The sequence below is a fragment of the Thauera sp. WB-2 genome (genome assembly GCF_027594845.1).
Lineage (GTDB): Bacteria > Pseudomonadota > Gammaproteobacteria > Burkholderiales > Rhodocyclaceae > Thauera > Thauera mechernichensis.
Genome location: NZ_CP088935.1, coordinates 656,112 through 669,316, shown reverse-complemented (window position 1 = coordinate 669,316; position 13,205 = coordinate 656,112). Strand labels below are relative to the sequence as shown.

The following is a 13,205-nucleotide window of genomic DNA, read 5'->3' as shown; positions in this document are numbered from 1 at the left end:
AAGATGCAAACGCAAATCTCTTTAGCGATAACAAACAGAATCCTGAGCCCAAAAGGGGGGCTTTTACTCTTTCTCCTTAGTCTTTTTATTTTCTACTTTCTTGTTCCACTTTCTGCATTTTCATTTTCAAAACCTCTTGACGAATATCCATTACTTTCAACCCTTACCCTTGTCTCAATCCTATCGATCCTAATTGGTTATTATACCTTTAAAGCAACTTCAACCTCAAACCTCAAGCCAACTGGCGCGCCAGCGAAAAACGCGCACCTAATTCCTTTAAACTTTCATTTCGTCCACGGCTCGATTTGGGCCGTGTTTATATCCTTCTCTATATTCACTCTAATTACCGCCCCATCAATTCCGTTCATAAGCGCACTGCAAGGTGCTGATGCCGCGACTCTCAGCGAAGAGCGAGGAGCCTTCCTCAAAGGAAGAGAAGGCGGAGCTATTGCTATTTTGTATTTAAATACAATTCTAACTAACACACTTGTACCATATAGCATGGTCTCGCTCTTTAACGAACGCTCAAAATGGCGCTACGTATCGGCCGTTTTATTCTTCGCGTATTGTATCAGTTTCATGCAAAAGGCCCTCTTTCTGAATCTCGCCCTACCGCTGTTAGCTTATATGGCGCATGCGCGACGCTTGAATGCAAGAGTTCTATTTGCGGCGCTTTCGCTATCAATTGCTACTCTTATCACGGCAACCGCTCTCTCCTATTCTGGATCGGAGCCACCCTCAACTTCTATTACTGATGATTACCTCACGGCCCGCCACCAACCCGCCTCGGCGTTCGATTACGTCGTCTGGCGTGCTCTTGCTGTACCCATCTTTACCGCAGTGGATACTCTCGTTGTCCATAAAGAGCAGTTCTCAGCTGAACCCATGCTAGGGGCAACGAGCAGCCTCCTTTCTTTATTATTTGGAATTGAAAGAATCAACTTAGAACGTTACGTTTTTGAGCATCAATTCGGCTCCTGGAACGAAACCGCAAACTCAAATGCCGTTTTTCTCACAGACGCCTATGTGAATTTTGGCTGGATTGGCGTTTTTATATTCAGCATAGCTTGTGGCTTCGCGTTCGCCTTGATGCAGAAAACTCATGACGTAGGACTTAGATGTTTATGGCCTATATTTGCTTTCGGGCTTTTCTCTTCTTCGCTGATCGGAACGCTCTTCAGCAACGGCTTCATCCTTGTATTCTTTTTGAGTCTGTTATTCAAAGTAAATCACCGCAAGAGTTAAGGGCACCTCGAATAACGCGGGGTTTTCGTTGAATCCCGCCGCCAAACAATGACAGCGACCGAACTCGGTTCAATTTCTCCGGCAAATCACCGCTTTTCTCTGCGGTGTCGCCCCGTTTTCTCTTCGAATCGCCCTGGAAACCGGCGATTCGGCCCATTTCGGGCGTCAAAAAGCCTCGATTCCGGCCTTCTGGAAGTACACCAGCCGCTTCAGGTTGTAGCAGGTGGCCATCATCGTCATCGCAAAGTTCGCCCGCGCCTGGCCGATCGTGCGGATCAGCTTGCCGCCCATCTGATCGATGGCCGCGAACACGTGCTCGACACGGGCGCGCGTCTTGGCGATGCGATGGTTACGCCCTTGCTGACACTCAGACAGCGGCTTGTTGCGCGTACCCTTTCTCTGAATCTGGTTCCGGTAACCCTTGTCCTTCAACCAGTCTTCACGCCCCTTGGACGTGTAGCCCCGGTCCGCATAGACGTCTCGGCTCGTGTTCAGGGTGTAGAACACGCTCTCGAAGTGCTGGCTGTCGTGGATGCTGGCCGTACCCGTCTCGATCTTGCGGATGACCTTGTACTTCTTGTCGACGTTGATCGAGAGCTTGTAGCCGAAGTGACTCTTGCCGTGCTTCTTGGTCCAGGTGGCATCGGTGTCTTTCTGGCGCCGTTTGGCCGGTTTCCAGTCGGCCGGCATCGCCCCTTCCTTGACGAGCTTGTTCTCTTCACGGCTGTTGCGTTGCTTGGGCGCGGGCACCAGCGTGGCGTCGATGATCTGACCACCGCGGGCGATGAAACCGCGCTTGAGCAGTTGGGCCGACACGCCGTCGAACAGGACCTTCGCGCCGGCTTCACCGATGCGATTCTCGAACGTCCACATCGTCGTTCGATCCGGAATATTGATCGCGCTGGCCAACCCGCAGAAGCGCTTGTAGCTCATCCGGTCAAGCAACTGATACTCCATCTGTTCATCCGACAGGTTGTACAGCCGCTTCAACACCAGAATGCGTACCATCGTCTCGGTCGGATACGGCGGACGACCGCCTTGCGGACTCACCGGACGCGGCGCCACCCGATCCACTTCCGCCGCCAACGCCCCGAAGTCGATGTACGACTCGATTTCGGCCAGTGGATCTCCGAGCGTGTCGATCTTCTTGCGGTGATGCTCGTCGGCGAACAGGTCGGTCTTGATGGCGGTGCGTTTCTTCATGGCTGGCGGCAGAGAACGAAATCAGGACAATCCAATTTTACCAATCACAGAGGTGCCGAGGTTTTTCGAGGCGCCCTTAATTCTACTTTTACGCCAGCCCACCAGAAAGCCATCATGCAAAAAAACGCCCCAGATATTTCTGTCGTCATAGCAGCTCGCAATGAGCGGGCGCATATTCGTGAGGCGCTCGAGAGCGTTTTGTCTCAGGAAGGCGTCCGTTTCGAACTAATATTTGTTGATGACAACTCAACGGACGATACGTATCAATTGGTCGATACTTTATCGAAATATCGAGGCAGCATCGATGTACGGAGAAACCCCAGCAGGGGAAAGTGTAGCGCTTTCAATTATGGCGTCTCATTATCGCGTGGCCGGTTTGTCTGCATATTCGCAGGCGACGACCTTATGCCCCCAGGAAGCCTCAGGGAGCGCTTCCTTGCGGTCGAACACGAGCCCGACGACGTACCCGTAGTTGGGCTTAGCAAGCTGATTACTATGTCGGAGGACCCAAAGTTCGACGGACATCTCGTTCCTCGAGTGAGGGGGCGAGGCGCGACAAGCGGCGTCTCGCCCTTGATGAATCGGATGGCGGCGAATTTCATCTTTCCAACGCCGGAGCATCTTCCTAACGAAGACACATGGATGGAACTGGCCGTACTACACATGCCCGGGTGGAAAATTATTCATAGCGATATCATTTGCTGCAAGTGGCGAGTCCACTCAGGGAATAGCATTAATCACACAGTTGACTTTGACACTTACAATCAGAAAATCAGCATCAGAATGGAGGCTCTTTCATTTTTCATGGAAAAGTATGGCGCGATCCTTGAAGATAGCCAGAAGCTTTTATTGCAGGCGAAAATTGAGATTGAGCAAGCAAGGAAAGCCGGAAAATGGTTTCGAGTTTTGACAACAAAAGCCCCTTTAGTTGATCGCTTGCGTGCGCTTTCTATTACTAATTCGACAATGTACAGCATTCGCAGGCATCTCTACGGCTTGTTGAGTGGCTGGTGAGAAGGAGCGGAACGGATGACTGGATACCGGATCTGTAACAATTGCGTAATGGACACCTCGGACCCTGGAATTGCCTTCGACGCGGGGGGGGTGTGTGACTACTGCAACAACTTTGATGCGACGATCAAACCGCATTGGGACACAGGTGAGCGCGGCCGTCTCGCACTTAATGAGATGGCAGATGCGATACGTGCAGCCGGAAACGGGCACGAATTCGATTGCATTATCGGACTTAGCGGAGGGCTGGACAGCTCTTACGCCGCATATATTGCGAAAGAAGTAATGGGTTTGCGCCCGTTGCTTTTTCATGTGGACGCGGGCTGGAATACCGATCAGGCCGTAGGCAACATCGAGAAACTTGTCGACGGCCTTGGATTGGACCTCTACACCGATGTTGTCAATTGGGAATCCGTCAAACGCATGCAAGTGGCTTTCTTGCGTGCGGGCATTCCCGACCAGGATTTGGTTCAAGACGCCGCCTTTTTCTCCGGGCTTTACAAGTTCGCACGGAAACACAAGATCCGACACATCATCACTGGGTCCAACTTCTCTACGGAGTGTTGTCGTGAGCCTGAGGAATGGGGAGGATACCTGGGCATCGACAGGAGATTGTTTGACGATATCTGGAAGAAGTGCGGTGACGGCAAGCCCAACGATTTTCCACTGGTCGACATTCTGGTTTACAAGCTCTGGTATCAGAAGGTACTCGGCATGAAGGTTCACCACCCGCTCAACCTCGTGCCTTACATCAAGAAGGATGCGGAGGACGAGCTTGCGCGTTTGTTCGGCTGGCAGCGCTTTCAACATAAGCACCACGAATCTCGTTTCACCCGTTTTTACGAGGACTATTGGTTGCCGCGTCGATTTGGCTATCAAAAGCGTCGGGCACACTTTTCGAGCCTGATCATGACTGGGCAGATGACGCGCGATCAAGCCTTGGAAAGGATTTCTCGCCCAGAAATGGACGAGAATTTCCTGAAGAAGGAGTTCGAGTATGTGGCCCACAAGCTCGGGCTGACGGTTGTTGAACTGCAGCAATTGTTTGAGATGCCACGAAGGACCTACCGCAACTATAGGAACAAGCGCCAGTTGATTGACCTCGGTGCCAATGCCATGCGGTGGCTGGGTCTAGAGAAGAGGTATTTCCGATGATTTGTGTGGTCGATTATGGCGTTGGCAATATCCAGGCGTTTTTGAACGTGTTCAAGCGTTTGGGGGTAGATGCACGCCGTGCAGACAAGCCGAATGCCTTGGGTGGCGCCACCCGACTGGTGTTGCCTGGAGTTGGCCATTTCGACCATGCGATGCAGCGGCTGAATGACTCGGGCATCCGACCAAGACTTGAGGAGATGGTCTTGGGGGCAAGCGTGCCCGTGGTTGGTGTCTGCGTGGGGATGCAGATGCTGTCGGGTGGCTCTGAGGAGGGCGAGCTCTCTGGCCTCAACTGGGTTCCTGGCCGCGTTCGCGCCTTTTCGAACAATGATTTAAGTGCTTCGCTGCCGATGCCGCACATGGGCTGGAATGAACTCAACCCAAATTCGGGTTCCAAGCTGTTTTCGCAGGGCTTTGATGACGCTCCACAGTTCTATTTTTTGCATTCCTATTACTTTGAAGCACAGGATAGGCAGGACGTGGCGGCAACGGCGCACTATGGTCTGGACTTCGACGCCGTGGTCTCACGCGGTCATATTCACGGAGTGCAATGCCATCCTGAGAAAAGCCACCATTGGGGCGAACAGTTGCTGAAAAATTTTGTGGAGCTTTGAGCGATGCTGCGGCCCCGAATCATTCCGTGTTTGCTGGTCCATCAGGGGGGATTGGTCAAGACTCAGGGCTTCAAAGAGCCTAAGTATGTCGGTGATCCAATCAACGCGGTTCGAATCTTCAACGAGAAAGAGGCCGATGAATTGATGGTGCTGGACATTGACGCCAGCGTGAATGGAACTGAGCCCGATTTCGAGTTGATCGCAAAACTCGCGGCGGAGTGCCGCATGCCGCTTTGCTACGGTGGCGGGGTGACGACCGCCGAGCAAGCGGCCCGCATTGTCGACTTAGGGGTCGAGAAAGTGGCGGTCAGTGCCGCGGCGATTGTGGATCCTGCGTTGCTGACGCGGATGGCGGCGGCGGTGGGACGTCAGTCGGTCGTGGCCGTGTTGGATGTGCGCAAGCGCAGCGGGCTGTTCGCCAAGGGCTACGAGCTTGTCACACACAATGCGAAGAAGGTGCACAAGCTGGATCCTGTGACGGTTGCAGCCGAGCTGCAGGCGGCGGGTGCCGGCGAGATCGTGATCAACTCAGTGGACCGGGACGGTGTGATGCAAGGCTATGATCTGGAGCTGGCGTCACACGTCAAACGGGTCCTGAAGGTGCCGGTGACTTTTTTGGGGGGAGCGGGTTCATTGGCGGATTTGGGTGAATTGATTCAGCGACTCGGTGTCGTCGGGGCAGCAGCGGGCAGTTTGTTCGTGTTCAAGGGTAAGTACCGGGCCGTGCTTATTAATTACCCAACCCCGGCGCAGAAGAAACAGCTTTGCCGGGACGCCTTAAAACGATAGTTTTCTGAAGGAAGGGATGTGTTTAACGATAGGACGCTGTTGATTACAGGTGGTACCGGTTCTTTCGGGAATGCGGTGTTGCGGCGCTTTCTAGACTCTGATTTGCGCGAGATCCGCATCTTCAGCCGTGACGAGAAGAAGCAGGACGACATGCGCAAGCGCTACAACAGCGCCAAGCTCAAGTTCTACATCGGCGACGTGCGCGACCAGCGTAGTGTGGAACAGGCGATGCGCGGCGTGGATTTCGTCTTTCACGCGGCGGCGCTCAAACAAGTTCCGTCCTGCGAATTTCACCCGATGCAGGCAGTGCGCACCAACGTACTCGGCACCGAGAATGTGCTCGAGGCAGCGGTCGCGGCTGGCGTTAAACGCGTGGTCTGTCTGAGTACCGACAAGGCTGTATATCCAATCAACGCCATGGGCATCTCCAAGGCGATGATGGAGAAGGTCATGGTCGCCGCCAGCCGCAACCTGGAAGGCACCGGCACTGTGATCTGCGGCACGCGCTACGGCAACGTAATGGCCTCGCGCGGCTCGGTCATTCCGCTTTTCGTCGAGCAGGTCTTGGCGGGCAAGGCCATCACCATCACCGACCCGAGCATGACGCGCTTCATGATGACGCTGGCCGATGCGGTGGATCTGGTGCTGTATGCGTTCGAGCACGGCAACAACGGCGACATCTTCGTGCAGAAGGCGCCGGCCGCGACGATCGAGACGCTGGCACGCGCTGTGACCTGCCTGATGGGCAAGCCTGGGCACCCTGTGAACATCATCGGCACCCGCCACGGCGAGAAGCTCTACGAGGCGTTGCTGAGCCGCGAGGAGATGGCCTGCGCCGAGGACATGGGCGACTATTTCCGCGTGCCACCCGACGGGCGCGACCTCAACTACGGAAAGTTCGTGGATCAGGGCGAAGCAAAGCTGACCCAGACTGCGCATGGCGAGGACTACAACTCGCACAACACCGGACGCCTGGACGTGGAAGGCATGACGCAACTGCTGCTGAAGCTAGAAGGCATGCAGCGCATTGCCCGCGGCGAGACGACCACCGTCGAGGATTGCTGAGGCGATGAAGGTCCTGATCACCGGCGCCGGCGGTTTTGTCGGCAAGAACCTGCAGCAGCATCTCGCCGAGCGCGCGAATGTGGAGGTGGTGTGCTTCACGCGCGCAAACACCGCGGCCGACCTACCACGCCTGCTCGAAGGGGTGGAATTCGTTTTCCACCTCGCTGGGGTGAACCGGCCGCAAGACCCGCAGGAGTTCGTCACCGGCAACGCCGACCTGACCGCCGTGCTGGTGCAGGCGGTGGAAGGCGAGATGCGTGCGCGTGGTCGCAAGATCGCGATCGTCTGCACCTCGTCCACCCAGGCCGCCCGCGACAACCCCTACGGCGCCAGCAAGCGCGCGGCCGAAGACGTGCTGCGTGCCTTCGCGGCGCGCACCGGCGCAGCGGCGCATGTGTTTCGCCTGCCCAACGTGTTTGGCAAGTGGTGCCGGCCGAATTACAACTCGGCGGTGGCGACCTTCTGCCACAACATGGCCCGCGGCCTGCCCATCCAGATCAACGACCCGGCCGCGCTGGTGACGTTGGTGTACGTGGACGACGTGGTCGAGCGCTTCATCCAGCTCATGGACGGCGCCGACGCGGCGGTGGATGCCGAAGGCTTTGCCACCGTGACGCCGCAGTACACCACGACGGTGGGCGAGATGGCGGGGCTGATCGAGACCTTCCGCGCCAGCCGCGACACGCTGATGACCGAGCGCGTGGGTACCGGCTTCGTGCGCGCGCTGTATTCCACCTACGTGAGCTATCTACCGCCCGAGTCCTTCGCCTACACCGTGCCGATGCACGGAGACGCGCGCGGCGTGTTCGTGGAGATGCTCAAGACGCCCGACTGCGGGCAGTTCTCCTTCTTCACCGCGCACCCAGGCATCACCCGCGGCGGCCACTACCACCACACCAAGACCGAGAAGTTCCTGGTGATCAAGGGCGAAGCCCGCTTCAAGTTCCGCCACATGCAGACGGGCGAGACGCACGAGCTGGTGACGAGTGGCAGCAAGGCCGAGATCGTGGAAACGGTGCCGGGGTGGACGCACGACATCACCAACATCGGCAGCGACGAGATGGTGGTGATGCTGTGGGCGAACGAGGTGTTTGACCGGCAGAAACCGGATACGTACGCCTGCCCCCTGTAAGAGAAGAAAATGAAAAAACTCAAAGTCATGTCCGTGGTCGGCACCCGGCCCGAGATCATCCGCCTGTCGCGCGTGCTGGCCGCACTCGACGACCATTGCGAGCACGTGCTGGTGCACACCGGCCAGAACTACGACTACGAACTCAACCAGGTCTTCTTCGACGACCTGGGGGTGCGCAAGCCGGATTACTTCCTCAACAGCGCCGAGGGCAGCACAGGGGCGGCGCACACCATCGGCAACCTGATCATCGCGGTCGACCGCGTACTGGGCGAGGTGCAGCCCGAGGCCATGCTGGTGCTGGGCGACACGAATAGCTGCCTGTCGGTGATACCGGCCAAGCGGCGCAAGATCCCGATCTTCCACATGGAAGCGGGCAACCGCTGCTTTGACCAGCGCGTGCCGGAGGAAACCAACCGCCGCATCGTCGACCACACCTCCGATATCAACCTGACCTATAGCACCATCGCGCGCGACTACCTGCTGCGCGAGGGCCTGCCGCCCGACCAGGTGATCAAGACCGGCAGCCCGATGTTCGAGGTGCTGACGCACTATCGCCCACGCATTGAGGCGTCGGACGTGCTGCAGCGTTTGTCCCTGGAGGTCGGGCGCTACTTCGTGGTGAGCGCGCACCGCGAGGAGAACATCGAATCCGAGAAGTCCTTCACCAAGCTGGTGGCGGTGCTCAACGCGGTGGCGGAAGACCATGGCCTGCCGGTGATCGTGTCAACCCACCCGCGCACGCAGAAGCGCGTGGATGCGACCGGGGCGAAGTTCCACCCGATGGTGCGGCTGCTGAAGCCGCTGGGCTTCCACGACTACGTGAAGCTGCAGTTGTCGTCCAAGGTCGTGCTGTCGGACAGCGGCACAATCAACGAGGAATCGTCGATCCTCAACTTCCCGGCGCTGAACCTGCGCGAGGCGCACGAGCGCCCGGAAGGCATGGAAGAGGCGGCGGTGATGATGGTTGGGCTGGAGGTGGAGCGCGTGCGCCAGGGGCTGGCGATTCTCGCCTCGCAGTCGCGCGGCGAGGAGCGCAGCCTGCGCCAAGTGGCCGACTACAGCATGCCGAACGTGTCGGCCAAGGTGGTGCGCATCATCCACAGCTACACGGATTACGTGAAGCGGGTGGTGTGGAAGCAGTACTGAGGTAGGCGTGCGTATTCTTGTCATCAGCCAGTATTTCTGGCCAGAGAATTTCCGCATCAACGACCTCGTAACCGAGTTCGCCGCTCGCGGGCATGACGTCACCGTATTAACGGGGTATCCAAACTACCCGTCGGGCGCAGTTTTCCCTGAGTTCGAGGCGGCGCCGGAGTCGTTCGCACGCTTTGGGGCAGTACGTGTCGTTCGCGTGCCCTTGCTCCCGCGGGGACAAGGCGGGCTGCGGCTCATGTTGAACTATGCGAGCTTTGCGGCGAGCGCCGCCTTGCTTGGCGCCTGGCGCCTGCGCAAGGAAGGATTCGACGTCATTTTCGTCTTCGAGCCTTCACCCATCACAGTCGGTTTCCCTGCCGCGTTTTTGCGCTATCTGAAGCGTGCGCCTGTGGCCTTCTGGGTGCTGGACCTTTGGCCAGAAACGCTGGAAGCCGTCGGCGTGGTGCGATCGAAGGCGATCCTGAATATGGTCGGGAAGCTGGTCTCGTTCATCTACAACAGGTGCGACCTGATCCTTGCCCAGTCGAGAAGCTTTATTCCGCAGATATTCAAGTACTGTCGGAAAGACGGAAACGTTCAGTACTTCCCTAGCTGGTCGGATTCGGTCTTTGATTTCGAGAAGGTAGAAGCTGCACCTGAAGTCCCTGAAGGATCTGGTCATTTTGACATCATGTTCGCCGGCAACATTGGCGAGGCTCAGGACTTCCCGGCAATCATCGAGGCGGCCACCCTACTGAAAGAGAATGACGCGATTCGGTGGCTGATCGTGGGGGACGGACGGGCGTCGGAATGGGTTAAATCCGAGATTCAGAAAAGAGGACTGGAGCATCGGGTGCTCATGCTTGGCCGGCATCCGGTGGACAGGATGCCGTCGTTCTACAAATGCGCAGATGCGCTGCTGGTTTCATTACGGGACGAGCCAATTTTCTCCATGACCATCCCCGGAAAACTTCAGTCCTATCTGGCGGCGGGTATTCCAGTGCTTGCGATGTTGAATGGCGAAGGCGCGGACATCGTCCACAAGTCCGGGGCCGGCCTTGCATGCCCCGCAGGGAATGGCGCAGCGCTCGCCGAAGCAGCGCTGAATATGTCGCGCATGAGCGACGAAGACCGACGCATCATGGGCGCGCGCGGAGTCCAACTCAGCAAGACGGAGTTCGACCGGGATCGCCTGATCTCGAAATTGCTGTCATGGTTCGACGATCTGGCGGCAGATAGCCGCCTTCACAAGGCGGGCACGAAATGATCCTCGTCACTGGAGCAACCGGTTTTGTCGGGCGTGCGCTGTGTGAGCGACTGAAGGGCCACGATGCCTTGCGCATTGCCGTACGTAACCCCATCGCGGGCGCATGGGCAGAACCATCTGATGTCGTACAGGCTGCGCTCGATCCTGCCCAAGACTGGAGGCCTGCACTGGAAGGGATTACGACCATCGTCCACTGTGCGGCGCGCGTGCATGTGATGAACGATGACGCGGCCGATCCGCTCAGGGAGTTCCGTCGCATCAATGTCGACGGGACCTTACGGTTGGCCACCCAGGCGGCAGAGGCTGGCGCGGGGCGATTCGTTTTCATCAGTTCGATCAAGGTCAATGGTGAAAGCACCGTACCGGGACGGCCGTTCACAGCGCAGCAAGCCCCCGCCCCGATCGACCCCTACGGCGTCTCGAAGTGGGAGGCCGAGCAGCAGTTGCGCAAACTCTCGGCCGAAACCGGCATGGAACTCGTCATCATTCGCCCCGTACTGGTCTACGGTCCGGGCGTGAAGGCGAACTTCCTCAACATGATGAATTGGCTGTACAAGGGCGCTCCTCTGCCATTGGGCGCGATCCACAACAAGCGCAGCCTGGTCTCGCTGGACAATCTGGTCGATCTAATCGTGACCTGCATCGATCACCCACGTGCTGCGAATGAGACGTTCCTGGTCAGCGACGGCGAGGACCTTTCGACGACAGAGCTGTTGCAGCGGATGTCACAGGCGCTTGGCAAGCAGCCACGCTTGCTTCCGGTACCAGCGTGGATGCTTGAGACTGCGGCGAAATTTGCAGGGAAACAATCCATCGCACAAAGGCTGTGCGGGTCTTTGCAGGTCGATATTTCGCACACACGAGAGCGCCTGGGTTGGACGCCCCCGGTCAGCGTCGATGCCGCACTCCGAAAGACGGCTCAGCACTTCCTCGAGCAACAAAAACAATGAACTCCTGGTTTCTGATTTTCTTCGTCTCAGCGGCCTCATTGGGGCTGACCTATGCCTTGCGCAAATACGCGCTTTCGCGAAGCCTGATGGACATCCCCAATGCGCGCAGTTCGCACTCAGTGCCGACGCCGCGCGGCGGTGGGGTCGCCATTGTTGTGAGTTTTCTGGTTGCGCTTGCACTCATTGCGGCAACAGGTGGCCTTGATTGGTCTGCATGTCTTGCACTGCTTGGCGCGGGCGGGTTCGTCGCCTTGGTTGGCTTTCTGGATGACCATGGCCACATCGCGGCGCGCTGGCGTCTGCTCGCACATTTCGTCGCGGCCTTCTGGGCGCTTGGCTGGCTGGGCGGCGCCCCGACCTTGCAGCTTTTTGGGGCGCAGTTCGATCTCGGCTGGCTGGGGATCGCCTTGGTGGCCGTGTACCTGGTCTGGCTGCTCAATCTCTACAACTTCATGGACGGCATCGACGGGATCGCCAGCGTGGAGGCGATCTGCGTGTGCGTGGGCGGGGCGCTGCTTTATGCGCTGCTGGGCAAGCCCGATCTGGCGTTGTTGCCGCTGATGCTTGCCGCGGCGGTGGCTGGATTTCTGTTCTGGAACTTTCCGCCCGCACGGATCTTCATGGGCGACGCGGGCAGTGGCTTCCTGGGCATCGTGCTGGGCATCATGTCGATCCAGGCGGGCTGGGTGAATCCGGCCTTGTTCTGGAGTTGGGTGATTCTGCTCGGGGTGTTCGTGGTGGATGCAACCTTCACGCTAGTGCGCCGCCTGTTGCGCGGAGACAAGGTGTACGAGGCGCATCGCAGCCACGCTTATCAATACGCATCGCGCCAGTTCGGGCGGCATCTGCCGGTGACGCTGGCCGTCGGCGCGATCAACCTGGCATGGTTGCTACCGATCGCGCTGCTCGTTGGCACGGGCAGGGTCGACGGGGTGATTGGGGTCGCGCTGGCCTATGCGCCGCTCGTTCTCCTGGCAATCAAGTTCCATGCGGGAGAACTGGAAGTGAGGCAGACGGCATGAGCAAGCGCGTCATCGTGATCGGCGCGGGTGGCCATGGGCGCTCGGTGGCCGAGGCGATTCTGCTGGTCGGGCGAGACGAAATCGTCGGCTTTGTCGATGACGGCGCGGATGCGAACGCGAAGGTGTGGAAGTATCCGATCCTCGGCAGGACGGACTCGCTTCACACCCTGCGCGCGCATGCCGACACCGTCGTAGTCGCGATCGGCAACAACGCCGTCCGCGAGAAGCTGCACGCGCTGGTGCGGGATGCCGGCTTCGAACTGCAGAACGTGATTCACCCCGCGGCCTTCGTGTCGCCGACAGCTACCTTGGGCCCCGGATGCGCGGTGATGGCGGGTGCCGTGGTCGGAACGGAAGCCCATCTTGGCGAGGGCGTGATCGTCAATTGCGGCGCCACGGTCGACCACCATTGCAGGGTCGACGCCTTCGGGCACCTCGGCGTGAATGCATGCATGGCGGGCGGGTCGGTGCTGGGGCATCGCGCCTGGATGCAGGCCGGGAGCGCGCTTGGCTATGGCGTACAGGTGGAGGACGGCGCGATGCTGGCGCCCGGCGAGGCCCGCTCGACCTGAGCCCAAACCCTTTTCAAGTCGCCAGGACGGGCGGCGGCTTAATGCA

General features: G+C 58.2%; 13 protein-coding genes. 12 read left to right on the top strand and 1 reads right to left on the bottom strand.

The window, feature by feature from the left end; genetic code table 11:
• The first annotated feature begins 3 nt into the window (after nt 1-3).
• The gene (locus LQF09_RS03010; RefSeq protein WP_270069165.1) at nt 4-1,245 is read left to right on the top strand and encodes a hypothetical protein; all 1,242 of its coding nucleotides are present in this window, start codon (nt 4-6) and stop codon (nt 1,243-1,245) included.
• A gap of 165 nt (nt 1,246-1,410) precedes the next feature.
• Here LQF09_RS03010 and LQF09_RS03005 read toward each other — a convergent pair whose 3' ends face one another.
• Nucleotides 1,411-2,448 carry an IS5 family transposase gene (locus LQF09_RS03005; RefSeq protein WP_270068863.1) on the bottom strand — a complete coding sequence of 346 codons (1,038 nt, stop codon included), beginning with the start codon at nt 2,446-2,448 and terminating at the stop codon, nt 1,411-1,413.
• On the opposite strand from LQF09_RS03005, the gene LQF09_RS03000 reads away from it, so the two are divergent.
• From LQF09_RS03000 to LQF09_RS02950, 11 genes are read left to right on the top strand one after another with little or no spacing between them, the layout of a single operon-like run.
• Nucleotides 2,401-3,462 (top strand): glycosyltransferase family 2 protein, encoded by a 1,062-nt coding sequence (locus LQF09_RS03000; RefSeq protein ID WP_270069164.1) that lies wholly within the window; start codon nt 2,401-2,403, stop codon nt 3,460-3,462. The two genes, LQF09_RS03005 and LQF09_RS03000, sit on opposite strands and share 48 nt — an antisense overlap.
• A gap of 48 nt (nt 3,463-3,510) precedes the next feature.
• On the top strand, nt 3,511-4,614 hold the full coding sequence (locus tag LQF09_RS02995; RefSeq protein WP_270069163.1) for an N-acetyl sugar amidotransferase: 1,104 nt from the start codon (nt 3,511-3,513) through the stop codon (nt 4,612-4,614).
• Complete coding sequence (gene hisH, locus LQF09_RS02990; protein ID WP_270069162.1) at nt 4,611-5,228, top strand: imidazole glycerol phosphate synthase subunit HisH; 618 nt, start codon at nt 4,611-4,613, stop codon at nt 5,226-5,228. The genes LQF09_RS02995 and hisH overlap by 4 nt, the downstream gene beginning before the upstream one ends.
• 3 nt (nt 5,229-5,231) lie before the next feature.
• Nucleotides 5,232-6,017 (top strand): AglZ/HisF2 family acetamidino modification protein, encoded by a 786-nt coding sequence (locus LQF09_RS02985; RefSeq protein WP_270069161.1) that lies wholly within the window; start codon nt 5,232-5,234, stop codon nt 6,015-6,017.
• 18 nt (nt 6,018-6,035) lie between these two features.
• On the top strand, nt 6,036-7,082 hold the full coding sequence (locus LQF09_RS02980) for a polysaccharide biosynthesis protein (protein WP_270069160.1): 1,047 nt from the start codon (nt 6,036-6,038) through the stop codon (nt 7,080-7,082).
• 4 nt (nt 7,083-7,086) lie between these two features.
• On the top strand, nt 7,087-8,214 hold the full coding sequence (gene wbjC / locus LQF09_RS02975; RefSeq protein WP_270069159.1) for a UDP-2-acetamido-2,6-beta-L-arabino-hexul-4-ose reductase: 1,128 nt from the start codon (nt 7,087-7,089) through the stop codon (nt 8,212-8,214).
• Nucleotides 8,215-8,223: 9 nt separating this feature from the next.
• A complete protein-coding gene (gene wecB / locus LQF09_RS02970; RefSeq protein ID WP_270069158.1) occupies nt 8,224-9,360 on the top strand; it encodes a non-hydrolyzing UDP-N-acetylglucosamine 2-epimerase in 1,137 nt (378 codons plus the stop codon).
• 7 nt (nt 9,361-9,367) lie between these two features.
• Nucleotides 9,368-10,615 carry a glycosyltransferase family 4 protein gene (locus LQF09_RS02965; protein WP_270069157.1) on the top strand — a complete coding sequence of 416 codons (1,248 nt, stop codon included), beginning with the start codon at nt 9,368-9,370 and terminating at the stop codon, nt 10,613-10,615.
• Nucleotides 10,612-11,565: a UDP-glucose 4-epimerase family protein gene (locus LQF09_RS02960; RefSeq protein ID WP_270069156.1), complete on the top strand. Its 954-nt coding sequence runs from the start codon at nt 10,612-10,614 to the stop codon at nt 11,563-11,565. Before LQF09_RS02965 ends, LQF09_RS02960 begins: the two co-directional genes overlap by 4 nt.
• A complete protein-coding gene (locus LQF09_RS02955; protein ID WP_270069155.1) occupies nt 11,490-12,587 on the top strand; it encodes an MraY family glycosyltransferase in 1,098 nt (365 codons plus the stop codon). The genes LQF09_RS02960 and LQF09_RS02955 overlap by 76 nt, the downstream gene beginning before the upstream one ends.
• On the top strand, nt 12,584-13,159 hold the full coding sequence (locus LQF09_RS02950; protein WP_270069154.1) for a PglD-related sugar-binding protein: 576 nt from the start codon (nt 12,584-12,586) through the stop codon (nt 13,157-13,159). Before LQF09_RS02955 ends, LQF09_RS02950 begins: the two co-directional genes overlap by 4 nt.
• Nucleotides 13,160-13,205 lie beyond the last annotated feature (46 nt).